The organism is Streptomyces sp. NPDC102278, from assembly GCF_044766345.1.
Taxonomy (GTDB): Bacteria; Actinomycetota; Actinomycetes; order Streptomycetales; family Streptomycetaceae; genus Streptomyces.
This window is the reverse complement of record NZ_JBIWLV010000002.1, coordinates 779,645-798,888: the sequence shown is the minus strand read 5'-3', so window position 1 is coordinate 798,888 and position 19,244 is coordinate 779,645. Positions and strand designations below refer to the sequence as shown.

Genomic DNA, 19,244 nt, shown 5'->3' with positions numbered 1-19,244 from the left:
GTTCATGCGCACACCCCGCAAGAGACCGGAAGCAGCGGCACCGGGGCCGCCCGTGCCCCCGGCGCGCGGCCGCCGTGCGCACGCCGGGCCGCCCGCCGAGGAACCCGGGCGAGGCGCGTCCCCGCACCCCGCCGTCGCGGTCGGCTCCGGCGGCAGGCCCGGGGTCCGACTGCGCCCCCGCACCGTCCGGGCCAAGATCGTCTCCCTGTTGATGGTCCCGGTGGTCTCGCTGCTCGCGCTCTGGGCCTTCGCCACGGTCAGTACCGCCCAGGACCTCGCCCGGCTCAGCCGCGTCCAACGGGTCGAGCGGGAGATCGGGGCCCCCGTCTCCGCCGCGCTCACCGAGATCCAGGCCGAACGGCGGGCCGCGGTGCGCTTCCTGGCCGACCCCGCCGCCGGCGAGCCGGGCGCCGCCCTCGAACAGCAGACCCGGCGCACCGACGCCGCCGTGCGCCGGCTGCGGCTCGGCGACCGGAACACCATCGCGGACTCCGGTGACTACCGAACCGACGTCGTGGTCCGGCTCGGTGGGTTCGTGGCCGCCGCCGAGGGGCTCGGCTCCGCGCGCAAGGACATCGTCGACCGGCGGACGACCGCCGACGCCGCCTACGAGACGTACACCCGCGTCACCGACGCCGCGCTCGCCGTCGGCGGAGCCCTGTCCGGCGGGCAGGACGCCGAACTGGGCCCGGACGCACGGGTCCTGCTGGAGTTCGCCGAAGCCGGGGAACTGCTCTCGCGGGAGGACGCGTTGCTCGCTGTACCGGGCCCGCGCAACGCCGAGGCGCTGCGCCGGCTGACCGGTGTCGTCGAGACCCGCCGCGCGCTGCTCGCGGACGCCGCACGGGACCTGCCCGGCGAGGAACGGACCGCGTGGGAGTCCGTGTCCAAGAGCGCCACCCACGCCGAACTCATCGCGGCCGAGGACCGGGCGCTGACGGTCGGCGCGGGCGCCGGCGCGGGGTCCGGCCCCGGTACGGGCCCCGGTACAGGCTCCGGTACCGGGGCCGGTGCCGGTGCGGTCAGGCCCGCCGGGTGGGACGCCGCCTTCAGCGGTGTCAGTGCTTCGCTCAGGGAGACCGAGGCCGCCGCGCACGCCGAAGTCGCCGATCGCACCGACCCGTTCGCGCGGGTGGCGCTCAGCGGCGCCGGGGCGGCCGTCGTCCTGGGCCTGGCCGCCGTCGTCGCCTCCCTGGTGATCTCGGTGCGGATCGGTCGCGCACTGGTGGTGGAGCTGGTCTCGTTGCGCAACACCGCCCTGGAGATCGCGCGTCGCAAGCTCCCGTACGCCATGGAGCGGCTGAGGGCCGGTCAGGACATCGACATCGAGGACGAGACCCCGGCCGGGCCGCCCGCCGAGGACGAGATCACCCAGGTGGGGGAAGCCCTCTCCACCGTGCACCGGGCCGCTCTCAGCGCCGCCGTCGAGCGCGCCGAACTCGCCGACGGGGTGAGCGGTGTCTTCGTGAACCTCGCCCGCCGCAGTCAGGTCCTGGTCCACAAGCAGTTGACCCTGCTCGACTCCATGGAACGTCGCTCGGACGACCCGGGCGAACTCGACGACCTCTTCCGTCTCGACCACCTGACCACGCGGATGCGTCGGCACGCGGAAAGCCTGATCATCCTGTCGGGAGCCGCCCCGGGGCGCGCCTGGCGCATGCCGATCCCCCTGACCAACGTCGTTCGCGCCGCCGTGTCCGAGATCGAGGAGTACCCGCGCGTCGAGGTCCACGGGCTCGTGGAGGCCGCCGTCGTCGGCGGCGCGGTGGCCGACCTCACCCACCTGCTGGCCGAACTCATCGAGAACGCCACCCAGTTCTCCCCGCCCCACACCAAGGTCCGGGTCAGCGGTGAGCCGGTGGGCGCCGGCTACGTGCTGGAGGTCGAGGACCGCGGGCTGGGCATGGGCCGGGAGGCGCTGCACGACGCCAACCGCCGGATCGAGCAGTCCGAGGCGCTCGACCTCTTCGACAGCGACCGCCTCGGTCTGTTCGTGGTCAGCCGGCTCGCTGCCCGCCAGGGAGTGCGGGTCCACCTGCGCCCGTCACCGTACGGAGGCACCACGGCCGTGGTGCTGCTGCCGAACTCCCTGCTCCAGGCGGCCATCACGGCCGCTGCGGACGACCCCGCCGAGACGACGGCGACAGGGAAGGGGACAGCGACGTCGAAGGCGAAGGCGAAGGCGAAGGCGAAGGCGAAGGCGAAGGCGACCGAGCCGTCCCCGCTGGCCTCCCCGGTCACCGTGGGGGCCGTTCCCGTACCGGACGCCGTGGTCGAGTCCGGGGAGCCGCGCCCCGCCGCTGTCGCCCCCCTGCGGCCGCGCGGCCCCGTCGGCGCGGCGACCCGGGCACAGGTGCCCGCCACCGCTCCAGCGGGCGCCGCTTCGGTGACCGAGCTGCCGCGCAGGGTCCGCCAGGCCAGCCTGGTCCCGCAACTGCGGGAGGCCCCCGAGCCCGCGGCCACGGCGGACACGGCTCCGTCCGGCACCCCGCCGGAACGCAGTCCCGAGCAGGCCAGGGACCGGATGGCCGCCTATCGGGCCGGTTGGGCCCGGGGCGCCGGCGAGAACTCCCCCCACGCAGGCAGCGAAGGAGAAGTGTGATGATCGAGCACCAGCGGATCGAGCACCAGCGGATCGGGCTCGACGGAGCCTGCGGAGGCGGCGAACTGGACTGGCTCCTGGACGACCTCGTGACGCGCGTCCGCGAGGTCCGGCACGCGGTGGTCCTGTCCAACGACGGTCTGGCGGTGGGTTCCTCCAGCCGGCTCAGCCGGGAGGACGCCGAGCACCTGGCCGCCGTGGCCTCCGGCTTCCACAGCCTGGCCAAGGGCGCGGCCCGGCACTTCCACGCCGGGGGTGTGCGCCAGACGATGGTGGAGATGGACGAGGGATTCCTGTTCGTCGCCGCGGCCGGCAACGGCTCCTGTCTGGCCGTCCTCAGCGCAGGCAGCGCCGACATCGGACTCATCGCCTATGAGATGGCCCGACTGGTCAAGCAGGTCGGCGAGCACCTGGGCACCCCCTCGCGGTTCGCGGCCCACCCGCCGGCCGCAGGGTGAGCGCGGCGGTCAGACCCGTGAACGGCCAGTGGTTCGACACCGAGGCGGGGCCGCTCGTGAGGCCCTACGCCATGACCGGCGGACGCACCAAACCGGGACCGCACGGTGTCCGGTTCGACCTGATCGCGCTGGTCGTCGTGGTGGACCCCGAGGGCGGCGACGAGGCGGCCGGGTCCCTGTGGGGGCCCGAACACCGTGCGCTGCTCGGGTTGTGCCGTGACGAGACCCAATCGGTGGCGGAGCTGGCCGCCGACGCCGACCTGCCCGTGGGGGTGGTGCGGGTGCTCTTGGGCGACCTGCTGGAGGCCGGACACGTCAAGGTCAGCCGCCCCGTACCGCCCGCGCAACTGCCGGACGAGCGGATTCTGCGTGAAGTCATCGAAGGATTGCGAGCGCTGTGATGGGACTGCACCACAACGGATCCACCGGGTCCGCTCCAGAGGCCGAAGAGGACGAGGAACTGGCGGCGCTCACGCTGAAGATCCTCGTGGCGGGCGGCTTCGGCGTCGGCAAGACCACGCTGGTGGGCGCGGTCAGCGAGATCCGACCCCTGCGCACGGAGGAAGTGCTCAGCGAGGCGGGCGAGCTCGTCGACGACACCGGAGGGGTCGACCAGAAGACCACCACGACGGTGGCCATGGACTTCGGGCGCATCACCATCCGCTCGGGCCTGTCGCTGTACCTGTTCGGCACGCCGGGGCAGGACCGGTTCTGGTTCCTGTGGGACGAGTTGTCACAAGGCGCCCTCGGGGCGGTGGTGTTGGCCGACACCCGCAGGCTGGAGGACTGCTTCCCGGCGGTGGACTACTTCGAGCACCGCCGGATCCCCTTCGTCGTGGCCGTCAACTGCTTCACGAACGCACGGCGTTACGCCTCCAACGAGGTGGCTCGGGCCCTGGACCTCGATCAGGGCACACCCGTGGTGCTCTGCGACGCGCGGGACAAGGACTCGGGCAAGGAAGTGCTGATCAGGCTGGTCGAGTACGCCGGACGGATGCACACCGCCCGGCTGCTCGCATCGGTGGGTTCGGGTACGCAGGAGGGGCCGGAGTGACGGGGCCCCGTGGCGCGCGGCAGCCGACGGGCGCCGGGTCAGGCCGCCACGTCGCCCGCCGCGATCACCTTGTCGATGGTGACGCGGACGAGGAGTTCACCGTCGACCGCGTTGCGCCGGCCGAAGGCCTCGGCGCGCTCCTCACCCATGTAACGGCCCCCGATCCGCGTGGCCCAGGCCAACATCTCCCGCTCGTTGCCGGTGTACTCGACGAGCTCGGCGCGGCCCTGGAGGACGACGTAGGAGAACGGCGGCCGGTCGTCGTCCACGCAGAGGGCGACCCGGCCGTCCCGGGCCAGATTCCGACCCTTGACGGTGTCGCGGCCGGTGTTGAAGACGAACGCGTCACCATCGAGAACGAACCAGATGGGAGCGATGTGCGGGCTTCCGTCCGCGCGGACGGTGGAGAGTTTCCCGGTACGGGTGGAATGCGAGACGAACGCCCGCCATTCCTCTTCAGTCATCTTCTTCGTCATGGGTCCATCCTCCTTGCCGGAAAGCCCCTGGTGGGGAAGGCTGGCGGCACGACCAAGCGGGGTGGGACGCGGCCACGTCGGCCGCGTCGACGGGGAGGGGCTGGAAATGGCACTGGACAAGCAGCTCGATTGGCTACTGGACGACCTGACGCGCAGGGTCCCCCAGGTCCGGCACGCGGTGGTGCTGTCGAACGACGGGTTGGTGACGGGGGCGAGCGCGGGGCTGGCGCGGGAGGACGCGGAGCATCTCGCCGCGGTCGCGGCCGGGTTGCAGAGCCTCGCGAAGGGTTCCGGACGCCACTTCCGGGCGGGCGAGGTGCGCCAGACGATGGTCGAGTTCGACGAGGGGTTCCTGTTCGTCGTCGCGGCCGGCTCGGGCAGCTGTCTGTGCGCGCTCAGCGCCGCCGAGGCGGACATCGTGCAGGTCGCCTACGAGATGACCCTGATGGTGAACCGGGTGGGCGAGCACCTGGGTGTCGCGGAACGGCGCATCACGGGGGGCTGATGGCCTCGATCGGAGCCTCGATTCACGGCCGCGAGCGGAGTTGTCCACAGGCCTCGCCGCAATCGTCGCGCTGAGTTACGGTCTTCACACAAAGTGATCGCCACTCGTGGGGGAGGATCGTGATGAGGGTGGAAACGCCGTGCGTGGAAACGCTGAGGGTGGGAACGCCGTGCGTGGGAACGCTGAGGGTGGGAACGCCGGGCCGCGCCGTGGTCGTACTGGACGCGGGGGAGGCGGGACCGCGAGCGCCGGCCGGCCCGGCCGTGGACGTGTTGCCGGAGGCGCTCGTCGGTGGCGTCCGGGCCGCGCGTGAACTGGACCTGGGTCGGGGTGAGTTGGCGCGGGCCGTGCAGCTGGGACTGGTACGCGCCGGACCCCGGGCGCCGAGCGGAGCCGCACGCTTCGCGCGGGCCGAACTGGAGCGGGTCAGGGCGACCGACGGTTTCCCCGAAGCCCTGCGCGCGCGGGTCGAGACCGTGGCCGGCGCCGACGCCGGGGCCGAGTTGCTCGGGGTGGGGCCCAGCCGGTTCACCCGGCTCGCGCGCTGCGGGCACATCACCCCGATCGGGTACCGGATCAACCGCTACCGCGCCGTCGTGTGGCTCTATCTGGCCCCCGAACTCAGGGCGTTCGCCACTCGGGAGGCCGGCATGTTGCGGGGAACGGCTCCCCCCGAGGACCGGGAGCTGATCGCGGCCAAAGGCGACCTGCGCCCGCGCACATGGCGTGGGCGGCACGTGGAGTTGCTGCTGAGACGCGCCACGGACCCCTGGGAGCGGGCGGCCGTGCTCGCGTCCGTCCTCCCGACGGACGAGGTGCGGGAGGTGGTGCCCGATCCGGCCGAACGCATCGTGCTCGCGGCGCTGGCACCGCCCCCGCCCTACGGCCACCCGCGGGTGCCGGCCGCCGCCGTCGTGGCGGAGTCACTGCTGAGGGCGCGGCCGCCGGACGAGATCCGGTGGTACCGCGCCGGCCTGGACGTCGCCCTGATGGGGGCTCGGGGTCAGTCGAAGTCCACCGGGGAGAGGGGGCCGACGTAGACCCAGGCCCCGTCCTCGCGGGAGAAGCCACTGTGCTCGTGCAGGGACCCGGAGTGCCGGCCCTCGCGGTAGTGCGCCCGGAACTCCACCGCGCCCTGCGTCTCGAACATGCCGCCGCGTTCGGTGGCGAGGATCTCCAGGCGTTCCCAGCGCTGCCCGGGATCCAGTTCGAGCCGGTCCGGGCGGGTGGACGGGTGCCAGGAACGGAGCAGGTAGGCGGTGTCGCCGACCGCGAAGGCGCTGAAGCGCGAACGCATCAGCAGCACCGCGGTGGGCGCCTGCCGGTCACCGGAGTGGAAGCGGCCGCAGCACTCCGGGTACGCGGCGGGCAGCCCGCAGGGACAGGGGAGGACCGGGGTGGGCATGGGCGTGCTCAGCTCTTCGTGGACGGATCGGACGGGGTGGGCGGACCGGACGGCTGCGGCGACTTGGCGGCGTACGGGCGGAAGAGCCCCTCTTGGACCACGGAGACCAGCAGCCTGCCCTCCAGGTCGTAGATGCGGCCGCGGGCCAGGCCCCGGCCACCGTGCGCGATGGGGGACTCCTGGTCGTACAGGAACCACTCGTCGGCCCGGAACGGCCGGTGGAACCACATGGCGTGGTCCAGCGAGGCCATGTCGAATCCGCGCATGCCCCACAGGGGTTCCACCGGGATCCGCACGGCGTCGAGGAGGGTCATGTCACTGGCGTAGGTGAGGGCGCAGGTGTGCACGAGCGGGTCGTCGCCCAGCGGGCCGACCGCCCGCATCCACACCGCGCTGCGCGGATCGGCGTCCTTGAGCTCCTCCGGGGTCCAGCGGAGCCGGTCCACGTAGCGGATGTCGAAGGGCTGGCGGCGGGCCATCCGCTCCAGGGCCTCGGGCAGGGCTCCCAGGTGCTCGCGGATCTCCTCCGCGACCGTCGGAAGCGTGTCCGGGTGCGGGAAGTCGAGGCGAGGGGGCAGTTGGTGCTCGATGCTGCCCTCCTCCGGATGATGGAAGGAGGCGGTCAGGTTGAAGATGGTCTTGCCCTGCTGGACCGCGGTGACACGACGCGTCGTGAAGGAACGTCCGTCGCGCACCCGCTCCACCTGGTACACGATGGGCACGCCGGGGATGCCGGGGCGCAGGAAGTACGCGTGCAGCGAGTGGACGGGTCGGTCGGTCTCGGTCGTGCGCCCCGCGGCCACCAGTGCCTGGCCGGCGACCTGCCCGCCGAAGACACGTTGGAGGGACTCCTGGGGGCTCGCGCCCCGAAAGATGTTGACCTCGATCTGCTCCAGATCGAGCAGATCGACCAGTCTCTCGGCGGGGTTCGTCATCAGGGGTTCTCCACTGTCGTGTCCGGCGGAATCGGCGGGCCCGGCGACGCCGGCAGCCTGCGGGGACGGGTCAGAGGCCGAGCTCACCGACCGCGGTGACCCGGATGACCGCCCGGCCCTCCTCGTCGGAGGCCGCGAGGTCCACCTCGGCGCTGATGCCCCAGCCATGGTCCCCGGCGGGGTCGGCGAAGGCCTGCCGGACGCGCCACAGCCCGTGCGCCGCGTCCTCCTCGATCTGCAGCAGCTTCGGGCCGCGCGCGTCGGGCCCCGTGCCCAGGTCGTCGTACTCGTCCCAGTAGCCGTCCAGGGCCTCGCCCCAGGCGTCGGCGTCCCAGCCGGACTCCCCGTCCAGCTCGCCGAGCACGTTGACGTGGTCCAGGGCCGCCAGCTCGACGCGCCGGAACATGGCGTTGCGGACCAGGACACGGAAGGCGCGGGCGTTCGCGGTGACCGGCTTGACCTGGTCGGCCTTCTCCTGGGCCTGCTCCGCCGTCTCCACCTCGGGGTTCGCCAGTTGCTCCCACTCGTCGAGCAGGCTGGAGTCGACCTGGCGCACCAGCTCGCCCAGCCAGGCGATGAGGTCCTGGAGGTCCTCGGACTTGAGGTCGTCCGGGATGGTGTGGTCCAGGGCCTTGTACGCGCTCGCCAGGTAGCGCAGGACGATGCCCTCGGTACGGGCCAGCTCGTAGTAGGACGTGAACTCCGTGAAGGTCATCGCCCGCTCGTACATGTCACGGATGATCGACTTCGGGGAGACGGGGTGGTCGCGGACCCACGGGTGGCTCTTGCTGTACACGTCGTAGGCGTGCAGGAGCAGCTCTTCGAGGGGCTTGGGATAGGTGACGTCCTGGAGACGCTCCATCCGCTCCTCGTACTCGATCCCGTCGGCCTTCATCGCGCCCACGGCCATGCCGCGTTCCTTGTTCTGCTGAGCGGCCAGGATCTGGCGCGGGTCGTCCAGCGTGGACTCGACGACCGAGACCATGTCCAGCGCGTAGGAGGGGGACTCCGGGTCCAACAGGTCGAAGGAGGCCAGCGCGAAGGTGGACAGCGGCTGGTTCAGCGCGAAGTCCTGCTGGAGATCGACGGTCAGCCGGATGGTGCGGCCCTCGGCGTCCGGGGTGTCGAGCTTCTCCACCACACCGCCGTCCAGCAGCGAGCGGTAGATCGCGATGGCCCGGCGGATGTGCCGCAGCTGCGCCTTGCGCGGCTCGTGGTTGTCCTCCAGCAGGTGGCGCATGGCCTTGAACGCGTCGCCCGGGCGGGCGATCACCGACAGCAGCATGATGTTGGTGACCTTGAAGCGCGAGGTCAGCGCCTCCGGATCGGCGGCGATCAACTTCTCGAACGTGGCGTCCGACCAGGCCACGAAGCCTTCGGGGGCCTTCTTGCGGACCACCTTGCGGCGCTTCTTCGGGTCGTCGCCCGCCTTCGCGAGGGCCTTCTCGTTCTCGATGACGTGCTCGGGCGCCTGCGCGACCACGTAGCCCGCCGTGTCGAAGCCGGCCCGACCGGCCCGACCGGCGATCTGGTGGAACTCGCGGGCGCGCAGCGTCCTGACGCGGGTGCCGTCGTACTTGGTGAGCGCGGTGAACAGCACGGTGCGGATGGGCACGTTGACGCCGACGCCCAAGGTGTCGGTGCCACAGATGACCTTCAGCAGGCCCGCCTGCGCCAGCTTCTCCACGAGACGCCGGTACTTGGGCAGCATGCCCGCGTGGTGGACGCCGATGCCGTGGCGGACGTAGCGGGAGAGGTTCTGACCGAACTTGGTCGTGAAGCGGAAGTTGCCGATCAGCTCCGCGATCTTGTCCTTCTCCTCGCGGGTACACATGTTGATGCTCATCAGCGACTGCGCCCGCTCGACCGCCTGGGCCTGGGTGAAGTGCACGATGTACACCGGTGCCTGCCGGGTCTCCAGCAGCTCGGTGATGGTGTCGGTGATCGGCGTGGTGACGTACTCGTACGACAGCGGGACGGGCCGGGTCGCGGAGCGGACCACCGAGGTGGGCCGGCCGGTGCGCCGGGTCAGGTCCTCCTCGAAGCGCTTCATGTCGCCGAGGGTCGCCGACATCAGCACGAACTGCGCCTGGGGGAGTTCCAGCAGCGGGATCTGCCAGGCCCAGCCGCGGTCCGGCTCGGCATAGAAGTGGAACTCGTCCATGACGACCTGGCCGATGTCGGCGTACTTGCCGTCGCGCAGGGCGATGGAGGCCAGCACCTCGGCGGTGCAGCAGATGACCGGGGCGTCCGCGTTCACGGAGGCGTCGCCCGTCAGCATGCCGACGTTCTCGGTGCCGAAGAGCTTGCACAGGTCGAAGAACTTCTCCGACACCAGGGCCTTGATCGGTGCGGTGTAGAAGGTGACCTTGTCCTGGGCCAGCGCGGTGAAGTGCGCGCCGGCCGCCACCAGGCTCTTGCCGGAACCGGTCGGGGTGGAGAGGACCACGTTCGCCCCGGAGACGACCTCGATCAGTGCCTCCTCCTGCGCCGGGTACAGGGTGATGCCCTGGCCCTCCGCCCACGAGGAGAAGGCCTCGAAGAGGGCATCGGGGTCGGCGTTCGGCGGGAGCTGATCAATGAGGGTCACACCCCCCATCTTGCCTGGCTTCGGACCGGATGAGGGAACCGGCGGCAGGAAAGAAGATCATCAACGGTACGCTGTGCCGTTCACACGGCCCTGACGAAACCGTCAACGGGGTCTGATCATCACGGAACCGGGGCGGGAAACAGCATGATGGGTCCGGCGCACTCACTGTCCGGCGCGGCGGCCTGGCTGGGGGTCGGCGCAGCGGCGGCGGCGGCCGGGCACCCGATGCCCTGGCCCGTCCTCGCCGTCGGAGCGCTCATCTGCGCCGGCGCCGCGCTGGCACCGGACCTCGACCACAAGTCGGCGACGATCTCACGCGCCTTCGGGCCGCTCTCCCGGGGCCTGTGCGAGGTGGTCGACAAGATCTCGTACGCCGTCTACAAGGCCACCCGGGCCCCGCGCGACGCCCGCCGCACCGGCGGTCACCGGACGCTGACCCACACCTGGCTGTGGGCGGTCCTCATCGGCGGCGGCTCCTCCGTCCTCGCGGTGACCGCCGATCGCTGGGGCGTCCTCGCACTGCTCTTCGTCCACCTGGTGCTGGCCGTCGAAGGCCTCCTGTGGCGGGCGGCCCGGATGTCCAGCGACATCCTGGTGTGGCTCCTGGGCGCCACCAGCGCCTGGATCCTGGCCGGCGTACTCGACCAGCCGGGCAACGGCGCCGGCTGGCTGTTCACCGAACCCGGCCAGGAGTACCTCTGGCTCGGCCTGCCGATCCTGCTCGGGGCCCTGGTCCACGACATCGGCGACGCGCTGACCGTCTCCGGCTGCCCGATCCTGTGGCCGCTCCCGATCGCCGGCAAGCGCTGGTACCCGATCGGGCCGCCGAAGATGATGCGGTTCCGCGCCGGCAGTTGGGTGGAGCTGAAGGTGCTCATGCCCGTGTTCATGCTGCTCGGCGGAGTCGGCGGGGCGGCCGCCCTCGGCTTCATCTGATCTCCGAGCCCCCTTCGACACCGGCCCGAACGGACACGTCAGGCGCCCGGAATCGGTCTGTTCAGCCCGCCCCCGTACGGACATCATGTGAGCCGACGAGCCGTCGAGCACGTCGGCTCGCACCATGACCGGCGGCACTGGGCGGGGCACACCGATCCCTCGCCGCCACGAGTCGTCCGAACCCGCGCGACAGGCGGGCGCACGTGCCGAAGCCGAACGAGCAGCGCGATCCGGGGGACGAGATGAAGAGCGACAGGAACGGCAACGGCGGCAGGGACAGCCACAGGGACGGCGTCGGCAGCCGCATCAGGACGGGTGCCCGACCGGCGCTGATGGCGGGCACGGTACTCGCCGCACTGGCCGTGGCCGTCCTGGCCGCGCCCGCCCACGCGGCGACCGGGGAACAGGCCGGGCCCGCGCTCCGCTGTACGCCGGGCATCCAGGTGTTGGACTCGCTGCCGGGTCCGGGCGAGTCACCGTTCCCCTGGTCGGCCACCTCCGAGGTCAAGGGACTCGGCCCTCGGGGCCTCTCCGTCGGCCGCTCGCAGAACAGGCCCGTCTACTGGCTCGGCGCCTCCGTACACCGTGTGCCACTTCCCGCCGGGTACACGTCGGGCGGAGTGGAGGCCGTCAACCGGTCCGGTGTGATGGTCGGGTGGCTTCGCGGCACCGACAAGCCCCCGATCGCCTTCCGGTACGTGCCCGGTGCGAAGGCGGTCGCCATCCTGCCCGGCGGAGAGCGGGCGAGCGACATCAACGACAAGGGGCACATCGTCGGCGAGCGGCACAGCGACCCCTGGCACGTGGTGGGAGTGGAGTGGGCGGGCACCACCGTCCGCCGTGAGCTGGCCCTGCCCCCGCAGGTCACCGGCCTGGCCGAGATCACGGGCATCAACAACGCCGGCCTGATCGTGGGACGCGGCACCGGGGTGACGGACGAGGAGTACTGGTACGAGGCCGGGCTCGTGTGGACGGCCGACAAGAAGGCGCCCGCCCGGGAACTCCAGCCGTTCCACCCTGGCGACACCTACAGCACCTACCTGCCGCAGGACATCGACGAGAAGGGCCGGATCTCCGGTACCTACGAGTTCGCGCGTCTCATCACCTCCAACGGCGTCGTCTGGAAACCGCCCTACACGGACGTGACCACCGTCGCGAACCTCGGCGACCGCACCCAGGGCACTTTCGAGGACGTCAGCCCGACCACCGGCGTCAGCGTCGGAACCGCCTCGGACTCGACGATGGTCGGCCCCTTCCCGCCGGAGACCGCCCCGCCGTACCAGGCCACCCTGTGGAAGGGCTCCGGTCCCACCCTCGCCCTGCCCCGCCTCGCCGCGACGGGCCACAGCGGCGCCTTCACCGTCTCCGACGACGACCGGGTCGGCGGGTACGCCGTCGACGCGAAGGACGTGATGCACCCGGTCGTCTGGACCTGTGCGTCGAAGCAGGCCCACGAACCGGCCCCCACACCGACACCGGCCCCCACACCGGCGCCGAAGCCCACACCGACACCGGCCCCCACACCGGCGCCGAAGCCCACACCGACACCGGCTCCCGCACCGGCGCCGTGACGCCCGGCCCGGTCAGCCGTGCCAGGAACGCCACAGCGCGGCGTACGCGCCATCGGCCGCGACCAGCTCGTCGTGCGAACCGAGCTCGCTGATCCGGCCCTCCTCGACCACCGCGATCACATCCGCGTCGTGCGCGGTGTGCAGCCGGTGGGCGATCGCGATGACCGTGCGGCCGTCCAGCACCCGGGCCAACGAACGCTCCAGATGCCGTGCGGCACGCGGATCCAACAGCGAGGTCGCCTCGTCCAGCACCAGGGTGTGCGGGTCCGCCAACACCAGTCGGGCCAGCGCGATCTGCTGCGCCTGCGCGGGCGTCAGCGTCGCCGCGCCCGAACCCACCTCGGTGTCCAGTCCGGACTCCATGGCCCGCGCCCAGCCGTCCGCGTCCACCGCGCCCAGCGCCGCCCACAGTTCGGCGTCGTCCGCGCCCGTCCGCGCCAGCCGCAGGTTGTCCCGCAGCGAGCCCACGAACACGTGGTGCTCCTGGTTGACCAGCGCCACGTGCTCGCGCACCCGCTCGGCCGGCATCCGCGACAACCGCGCCCCACCGAGGGTGACCTCACCCGCGCGTGGCGCGTAGATGCCGGCGAGCAACCGGCCCAGGGTGGACTTGCCGGCGCCCGAGGGGCCGACCAGCGCCATGCGGGTGCCCGGCGGCACGGCCATCGACACCCGGTGCAGGACGTCCACGCCCTCCCGGTAGCCGAAGTGGACCTCGTCCGCCCGGACGGCCCGGCCCTGCGGGGACACCGCCGAGTCGCCGGCATCCGGCTCGATCTCGCGCACGCCCACCAGACGGGCCAACGACACCTGCGCCACCTGCAACTCGTCGTACCAGCGCAGGATCAGGCCGATCGGATCGACCATCATCTGGGCCAGCAGCGCACCCGTCGTCAGCTGCCCCACCGACATCCAGCCCCGCAGGACGCAGTAGCCGCCGATCATCAGCACGGAGCCGAGGATCGTCACGTAGGTCACGTTGATGACGGGGAAGAGGACCGTCCGCAGGAACAGCGTGTACCGCTCCCACGCCGTCCACTCCTTGATCCGGCGCTCCGACATCGCGATCCGACGGTTCCCGAGTCGGTGCGCCTCGATGGTGCGGCCCGCGTCCACCGTCTCGGTGAGCGCCGCCGCGACCGCCGCGTACCCGGCCGACTCCGACCGGTACGCCGAAGGCGCCCGCCGGAAGTACCAGCGGCAGCCGATCACCAGGATCGGCAGGGCCACCAACGCCGCCAACGCCAGCGGCGGCGCGGTCACGGCCAGCGCCCCGAAGAGCAGCCCCGCCCACACCACGCCGATGGCCAGCTGGGGCACGGCCTCGCGCATCGCGTTGCCGAGACGGTCGATGTCGGTGGTGATCCGCGACAGCAGGTCACCGGTACCGGCCCGCTCCAGCACGCCCGGCGGCAGACCGACGGAGCGCACCAGGAAGTCCTCGCGCAGGTCGGCCAGCATCTCCTCGCCCAGCATCGCCCCGCGCAGCCGTACCTGCCGCACGAAGAGGGTCTGTACGACGAGGGCTCCCGCGAACAGCAGGGCCACGGTGCCCAGCCGCAGCTCGCGGGCCCCGGCCGCGAGGTCGTCCACGACCCGACCCAGCAGGTACGGGCCGACCATGGACGCGATCACCGCGACCGCGTTGACCGTCACCAGGACGACGAACGCCCGCCGGTGGCGCCGGAACAGGCCGCGCACATAGTCCCGAACGGTCGTGGACGTGCCCACGGGCAGGGTCGCGGCCGTTTCGGGGGCTGCCGGATCGTAGTCCGGCGGCGCCACGCCGATCATGCGGATTCCTCGATCTCTGTGAGTGACTCCGTGAGTTGCGCCAGTTCCAGGCCCGACACTCGCTGTTCCTCCTCGGTCTCGCGGGTGACGACGGCCCGGTACCGGGGTTCGCCGCGCAGCAGTTCGCGGTGCGTGCCGGCCGGCAGGGCCGTGCCCTCGTGGACGAGCACCACCCGGTCGGCGCGGTCCAGCAACAGGGGAGAGGAGGCCAGGACCACCGTGGTGCGCCCCGCGCGCAGGGCCGCGATGCCGTCCGCGATCCGTGCCTCGGTGTGCGAGTCGACCGCCGACGTCGGCTCGTCCAACACCAGCACCTCCGGATCGGTGACCAGCGACCGGGCCAGGGCCAGCCGCTGACGCTGCCCGCCGGACAACGAACGGCCGCGCTCGGTGATCCGCGCGTCCATCGCGTCCTCGACCCCGTCGGGCGCCGACTGGAGCAGCGCGTCCAGCACGTCGCCGCACCGCGCGGCCGCCAGCGCGTCCGAGGGCGTCACCGCTCCGGACGCCGGCACGTCGAACAGCGCGCGCAGAGTGCCGGACAGCAGCACCGGATCCTTGTCCTGTACGAGGACCAGCGTGCGGGCGGTGTCCAGCGCGAGTTCGTCCAGCGCGACCCCGCCCAACAGCACCGGGGGCCCGTCGGCGGCGTCCATCGGATGGCCGCCGAGCCGCTCCGCGAGCCGGCCCGCGAGGTCCGGGTCCCCGCACACGACGGCGGTGAACTGCCCGGCCGGGGCCAACACTCCGGTCTCCGGGTCGTACAGGTCGCCGCCCGGGGCCGGGGCCTCGGGGGTGGTCCGCTCCCGAGGTTCGTCCGCCTCGGTCCGGGTCAGGTTCAGCACCCGGGCCGCCCGCTTGGCGGAGGGACGCGAGAACGAGTACGCCATGGCGATCTCCTCCACGCTGCGCAGGGGGTACAGCAGCAGGGACACCGCGCTGAAGACCGCGACGAGTTCACCCACGTCGAGCCGGTCGTCCAGGACGAGCGAGGAGCCGTACCAGACCACGGTGATCATCAGCAGGCCCGGCAGGAACACCTGGATTGCCGAGATCACCGCCCACATCCGGGCACTGCGCACGGCGGCCTCGCGCACCTCCTGGGAGGCGGCGCGGTAGCGGCCGAGGAAGAGTTCCTCGCCGCCGATCCCGCGCAGGACGCGCAGGCCCGCCACGGTGTCCGAGGCCAGCTCGGTCGCCTTGCCCACCTTCTCGCGCTGGACGTCGGCGCGCCGGGTGGCGCGCGGGAGCAAGGGCAGCGAGGCGAGGGCCAGCAGCGGCATGCCCACGGCCACGACCACGCCCAGCGACGGCGCGTACCAGACCAGGCCGACACAGACGAGCACGATCGCCACGGCCGCCGCCAGGAAGCGCGAGACCGCCTCGACGAACCAGCCGATCTTCTCGACGTCACCGGTGGACACCGCGACGACCTCTCCGGCCGCCACCCGCCGGGTCAGGGCGGAGCCCAGCTCGGCCGTCTTGCGGGCGAGGAGCTGCTGCACCCGGGCGGCAGCGGTGATCCAGTTGGTGACGGCCGTCCGGTGCAGCATCGCGTCACCGAGCGCGATCGCGATGCCGAGCACCGCGATCAACGCGCCGACGAGCAGCAGCCGTCGGCCGTCTCGGTCCACGACCGCCTCGACGCCGAATCCGACCGCGAAGGGCAGCCCGGCGATGCCGATGTGGTGCAACAGCCCCCAGCACAGGCTTTTGGCCTGTCCGCCGAGTTGGTTGCGGCCCAGCCACACGAGGAAGCGAGGGCCGGAGCGAGCGTCGGGTACCCCTGGGTCCGGATACGGAAGATCGCTGATCTGCATGACGCCCCATGACTGGTCGAGTGGTTCAAACCACACAAGGTTCGTCTTCCGGACCGCCCCGGGGCAATCCATTTTCCGTCGGCGACGGCGCACGGCGCCATGATCGACGGCCCCGCGGATGGCGGTCCTCGACGACAGGGCCTGGTCACGGGCAGGGGATCAGGGGCGCGTGGCGCGCTCCAGTTCGAGCAGGGCCGAGTGGTAGGAGCGGCCGGTGGCCTGATCCATCCCCACCTCGCACATCCGGTTCGCCGACAGGTGGGCGTCGAAGGCGCGCGCCGTCACCTCCGCCGCCTCGCGGGCCGTGGCCGACGCCGTCAGTTCCGGGTGCAACATGCCCCGGTCGCCCGCGAAGGCGCAGCAGCCCGCGTCGTCCGGGACCACCACCTCCTCGGCGCAGGCCTCGGCGACCGCCCGGAGCTGCGCCGTGTCACCCAGATGCTCCATCGAGCACGTCGGATGCAACACCGCCGAGCCGATGGTGCGCCGGACCGCCAGACGGGGCAGCAGCTCCTCGGCCGCCCAGACGACGGAGTCGAGGACGCGCAGCTCCGCGTGCAGGGCCCGGTTGTCGTCCGTCAGGTGGGGGACCACCTCGTGCGCGATGCCCAGGGTGCAGGAGGAGGCGTCGACGACCAGCGGCAGCCGCCCGCCCGCGGTCCAGCGCCAGGCGGACTCCACCATCCGGTTGGCCATCACCCGGTTGCCGGCGTCGTAGCCCTTGGAGTGCCAGATCGTCGCGCAGCAGGTGCCGGTCACGTCCCGGGGGATCCACACCGGGCGTCCGGCCCGCTCCGACAGGGCCACCACGGCCTCCGGCAGGGAGGGGCCGGGCTCGCCGTCGGGGCCGCCGAAGATCCGGTTGACGCAGGCCGGGTAGTACACCGCCACGGCCCCCGCCCGCCGGGTGTCGGGCAGCGCGCGGGCCGCGGCGCCGGGGATCCGCGGCAGCCACTCCGGCATCAGATCGGGACTCACGACCTTGCGCGCGGCGCCCGTCACGGTCTGGAGGAACCGGTCGCCGACCCGGTCCGTGATCGTGTCGGCGGCGGCCACGGCCAGCCGGGCGGCCGATTCGACCGTGCGGAAGTGCCGGGCGGCCAGCTCGGCGACGCGCTCCTCGCGGGGACCGTGCCGCCGGTGGCGGAAGTCCCTCATCAGGGCGCCGGTGTCGATGCCGACGGGGCAGGCGAGCTTGCAGGTGGAGTCGCCCGCGCAGGTGTCGACGGCGTCGTGGCCGTAGGCGTCGAGCAGCGCTTCGAGCACGGGCGAGCCGGGCGGCTGACGCGTCATCTCGCGGCGCAGCACGATCCGTTGCCGCGGGGTGGTCGTCACGTCCCCGCTGGGACAGGTCGGTTCGCAGAAGCCGCACTCGATGCACGGGTCGGCCACCGCCTCCACCCGCGGAATGGTCTTCAGCCCGCGCAGGTGGGCCCGGGGGTCACGGTCGAGCAGGACGCGCGGGGCCAACACCAGGTCGGGGTCGATGATCCGCTTGGTGCGCCACATCAGTTCGGTGGCCTCGGGGCCCCATTCCAGCTCCAGGAAGGGGGCCATGTTGCGGCCGGTGGAGTGCTCGGCCTTCAACGAGCCGTCGAAGCGTTCCACGGTGAGCCGGCAGAACGCGTCCATGAAGGCCGCGTACCGTGCCACGTCCGCCGGGAGGCCCGCGTCGAACGCGAGCAGGAAGTGCAGGTTGCCGTGGGTGGCGTGACCGGCCACGGCGGCGTCGAAGCCGTGCTCCGCCTGGAGGGCGAGCAGGGCCTCACAGGCCTCGGCGAGCCGGGCCGGCGGGACGGCGAAGTCCTCGGTGATCAGGGTGGTGCCGGACGCGCGCGCTCCGCCGACGGCGGTGACGAAGGCCTTGCGGGCCTTCCAGTACCCGGACACGGTGCCCGGGTCGCGGGTGAAGGCGTTCGTCACCGAGGCGACCGGCGCGACCAGCTCCAACCGTGCGAGCACCTCGGCCGCGCGTCGCTCGCAGTCGACCCGGCCCGCCTCGTCCGGGGCGCGGAACTCCACCAGCAGGGCGGTGGTGTCCTTCGGGAGGTCGGCCCAGTCCGCGGGCACCCCCGCGACACTGACCGAGGCCCGGAGGGTGTTGCCGTCCATCACCTCGACGGCGATCGCCCCGGCCTCGTTGAAGAGCGGTACGGCGGCGGCCGCGGCGGGCAGGGACGGGAAGAACAGCAGGGCGCTGGTCAGTTCGCGGTCCAGGGCGAGGGTGTCGAAGACGACCTCCGAGATGAAGCCCAGGGTGCCCTCGGAACCCACCATCAGGCCGCGCAGGATCTCGACGGGGGTGTTGCCGTCGAGGTAGGCGTCGAGCCGGTAGCCGGTGGTGTTCTTGATCTGGTGCTTGGCGCGGATCCGGGCGGCCAGTGCCGGGTTCGCCTCGATCTCCCGCTTGATGTCCATCAGGCCGCGGCACAGGGACGGTTCGGCGCGCGCCAGCTCCTCGTCGGCGAGTGGGTCGGCGGTGTCCACGACCGTGCCGGTGGGCAGCACGAGGGTGAGGGAGGACAGGGTGCGGTACGAGTTCCTCGTGATCCCCGCCGTCATGCCGGACGCGTTGTTCGCCACCACCCCGCCCAACGTGCACGCGATGGCGCTCGCCGGGTCCGGTCCCAGGATCCGACCGTGTCGGGCGAGTGCGGCATTGGCCCGAAGCACGGTGGTGCCGGGCCGGATCCGCGCCCGCAGGCCGCCGTCGAGCACCTCGACGCCGGTCCAGTGCCGGCGCACGTCCACCAGGATGTCCTCGCCCTGGGCCTGGCCGTTCAGCGAGGTCCCGGCGGCGCGGAACACCACCTCGCGCTGCTTGCCGTGAGCGTACGAGAGCACGGCCGAGACGTCGTCGATGTCCTCGGCGACCACCACCACCTGCGGCACGAACCGGTACGGGGACGCGTCCGAGGCGTACCGGACCAGGTCGGAGACCTTCCACAGCACCTTCTCGGCGCCCAGCAGCTCCGACAGGTCCGCGCGCAACGCCTGCGGGGTCCCGCCCGCCCGGTGGTCCGCCACCCGATCGGGGGAAGGGGCCCCGACGTCGCGCGGCCGCAGGGTTCCGGGCCTCGGCTCCAGCAGTGGCATGG

Annotated in this window: 15 protein-coding genes; 8 read left to right on the top strand and 7 right to left on the bottom strand. The window is 72.3% G+C overall.

Annotation, left to right across the window (positions count from 1 at the left end):
* Nucleotides 1–4 precede the first annotated feature (4 nt).
* From ACIRO3_RS08380 to ACIRO3_RS08365, 4 genes are read left to right on the top strand one after another with little or no spacing between them, the layout of a single operon-like run.
* Nucleotides 5–2,602: a nitrate- and nitrite sensing domain-containing protein gene (locus tag ACIRO3_RS08380; protein ID WP_404133862.1), complete on the top strand. Its 2,598-nt coding sequence runs from the start codon at nt 5–7 to the stop codon at nt 2,600–2,602.
* Nucleotides 2,602–3,060, top strand: coding sequence for a roadblock/LC7 domain-containing protein (locus ACIRO3_RS08375; RefSeq protein ID WP_404133860.1), 459 nt, complete (start codon nt 2,602–2,604; stop codon nt 3,058–3,060). The genes ACIRO3_RS08380 and ACIRO3_RS08375 overlap by 1 nt, the downstream gene beginning before the upstream one ends.
* On the top strand, nt 3,057–3,461 hold the full coding sequence (locus tag ACIRO3_RS08370; protein WP_366147857.1) for a DUF742 domain-containing protein: 405 nt from the start codon (nt 3,057–3,059) through the stop codon (nt 3,459–3,461). Before ACIRO3_RS08375 ends, ACIRO3_RS08370 begins: the two co-directional genes overlap by 4 nt.
* A complete protein-coding gene (locus tag ACIRO3_RS08365) occupies nt 3,461–4,114 on the top strand; it encodes a GTP-binding protein (protein WP_404133857.1) in 654 nt (217 codons plus the stop codon). Before ACIRO3_RS08370 ends, ACIRO3_RS08365 begins: the two co-directional genes overlap by 1 nt.
* A 38-nt stretch (nt 4,115–4,152) precedes the next feature.
* Here ACIRO3_RS08365 and ACIRO3_RS08360 read toward each other — a convergent pair whose 3' ends face one another.
* Nucleotides 4,153–4,590, bottom strand: a complete 438-nt coding sequence (locus ACIRO3_RS08360; protein ID WP_404133854.1) for a PPOX class F420-dependent oxidoreductase — start codon at nt 4,588–4,590, stop codon at nt 4,153–4,155.
* A gap of 106 nt (nt 4,591–4,696) precedes the next feature.
* Between ACIRO3_RS08360 and ACIRO3_RS08355 the strand changes: the two genes are divergently transcribed.
* Nucleotides 4,697–5,095 (top strand): roadblock/LC7 domain-containing protein, encoded by a 399-nt coding sequence (locus ACIRO3_RS08355; RefSeq protein WP_053683454.1) that lies wholly within the window; start codon nt 4,697–4,699, stop codon nt 5,093–5,095.
* A 173-nt stretch (nt 5,096–5,268) separates the two neighbouring features.
* The gene (locus ACIRO3_RS08350) at nt 5,269–6,135 is read left to right on the top strand and encodes a DUF6397 family protein (protein WP_404133852.1); all 867 of its coding nucleotides are present in this window, start codon (nt 5,269–5,271) and stop codon (nt 6,133–6,135) included.
* Here the strand turns inward: ACIRO3_RS08350 and ACIRO3_RS08345 are convergent.
* The 3 genes from ACIRO3_RS08345 to ACIRO3_RS08335 form a co-directional block, all read right to left on the bottom strand.
* Nucleotides 6,099–6,500 carry a YchJ family protein gene (locus tag ACIRO3_RS08345; RefSeq protein WP_404133850.1) on the bottom strand — a complete coding sequence of 134 codons (402 nt, stop codon included), beginning with the start codon at nt 6,498–6,500 and terminating at the stop codon, nt 6,099–6,101. The two genes, ACIRO3_RS08350 and ACIRO3_RS08345, sit on opposite strands and share 37 nt — an antisense overlap.
* Before the next feature lie 8 nt (nt 6,501–6,508).
* A complete protein-coding gene (locus ACIRO3_RS08340; RefSeq protein ID WP_404133847.1) occupies nt 6,509–7,435 on the bottom strand; it encodes an acyl-CoA thioesterase in 927 nt (308 codons plus the stop codon).
* A 70-nt stretch (nt 7,436–7,505) separates the two neighbouring features.
* Nucleotides 7,506–10,025: a DUF3516 domain-containing protein gene (locus ACIRO3_RS08335; RefSeq protein ID WP_361778635.1), complete on the bottom strand. Its 2,520-nt coding sequence runs from the start codon at nt 10,023–10,025 to the stop codon at nt 7,506–7,508.
* A gap of 144 nt (nt 10,026–10,169) precedes the next feature.
* Here ACIRO3_RS08335 and ACIRO3_RS08330 point away from each other — a divergent pair, with 144 nt between their 5' ends.
* Together ACIRO3_RS08330 and ACIRO3_RS08325 are read left to right on the top strand one after the other, a co-directional pair.
* On the top strand, nt 10,170–10,961 hold the full coding sequence (locus tag ACIRO3_RS08330; protein WP_361778638.1) for a metal-dependent hydrolase: 792 nt from the start codon (nt 10,170–10,172) through the stop codon (nt 10,959–10,961).
* A 203-nt stretch (nt 10,962–11,164) separates the two neighbouring features.
* Nucleotides 11,165–12,532, top strand: a complete 1,368-nt coding sequence (locus ACIRO3_RS08325) for a hypothetical protein (protein ID WP_404133843.1) — start codon at nt 11,165–11,167, stop codon at nt 12,530–12,532.
* A gap of 12 nt (nt 12,533–12,544) precedes the next feature.
* On the opposite strand, the gene ACIRO3_RS08320 is transcribed toward ACIRO3_RS08325, so the two are convergent.
* From ACIRO3_RS08320 to ACIRO3_RS08310, 3 genes are all read right to left on the bottom strand, one after another.
* Nucleotides 12,545–14,326, bottom strand: a complete 1,782-nt coding sequence (locus ACIRO3_RS08320) for an ABC transporter ATP-binding protein (RefSeq protein ID WP_365998963.1) — start codon at nt 14,324–14,326, stop codon at nt 12,545–12,547.
* The gene (locus ACIRO3_RS08315) at nt 14,323–16,146 is read right to left on the bottom strand and encodes an ABC transporter ATP-binding protein (protein ID WP_404133840.1); all 1,824 of its coding nucleotides are present in this window, start codon (nt 16,144–16,146) and stop codon (nt 14,323–14,325) included. Before ACIRO3_RS08315 ends, ACIRO3_RS08320 begins: the two co-directional genes overlap by 4 nt.
* Nucleotides 16,147–16,305: 159 nt before the next feature.
* Nucleotides 16,306–19,242, bottom strand: coding sequence for an FAD-binding and (Fe-S)-binding domain-containing protein (locus ACIRO3_RS08310; RefSeq protein ID WP_404133837.1), 2,937 nt, complete (start codon nt 19,240–19,242; stop codon nt 16,306–16,308).
* Between the last annotated feature and the right edge of the window lie 2 nt (nt 19,243–19,244).

Coding starts and splice junctions, on each gene's coding strand:
- ACIRO3_RS08380 (WP_404133862.1), top strand. CDS start 5: ATGCGCACACCCCGCAAGAGACCGGAAGCAGCGGCACCGGGGCCGCCC.
- ACIRO3_RS08375 (WP_404133860.1), top strand. CDS start 2,602: ATGATCGAGCACCAGCGGATCGAGCACCAGCGGATCGGGCTCGACGGA.
- ACIRO3_RS08365 (WP_404133857.1), top strand. CDS start 3,461: ATGGGACTGCACCACAACGGATCCACCGGGTCCGCTCCAGAGGCCGAA.
- ACIRO3_RS08360 (WP_404133854.1), bottom strand. CDS start 4,590: ATGACGAAGAAGATGACTGAAGAGGAATGGCGGGCGTTCGTCTCGCAT.
- ACIRO3_RS08355 (WP_053683454.1), top strand. CDS start 4,697: ATGGCACTGGACAAGCAGCTCGATTGGCTACTGGACGACCTGACGCGC.
- ACIRO3_RS08345 (WP_404133850.1), bottom strand. CDS start 6,500: ATGCCCACCCCGGTCCTCCCCTGTCCCTGCGGGCTGCCCGCCGCGTAC.
- ACIRO3_RS08340 (WP_404133847.1), bottom strand. CDS start 7,435: ATGACGAACCCCGCCGAGAGACTGGTCGATCTGCTCGATCTGGAGCAG.
- ACIRO3_RS08330 (WP_361778638.1), top strand. CDS start 10,170: ATGATGGGTCCGGCGCACTCACTGTCCGGCGCGGCGGCCTGGCTGGGG.
- ACIRO3_RS08320 (WP_365998963.1), bottom strand. CDS start 14,326: ATGATCGGCGTGGCGCCGCCGGACTACGATCCGGCAGCCCCCGAAACG.
- ACIRO3_RS08315 (WP_404133840.1), bottom strand. CDS start 16,146: ATGCAGATCAGCGATCTTCCGTATCCGGACCCAGGGGTACCCGACGCT.
- ACIRO3_RS08310 (WP_404133837.1), bottom strand. CDS start 19,242: ATGCCACTGCTGGAGCCGAGGCCCGGAACCCTGCGGCCGCGCGACGTC.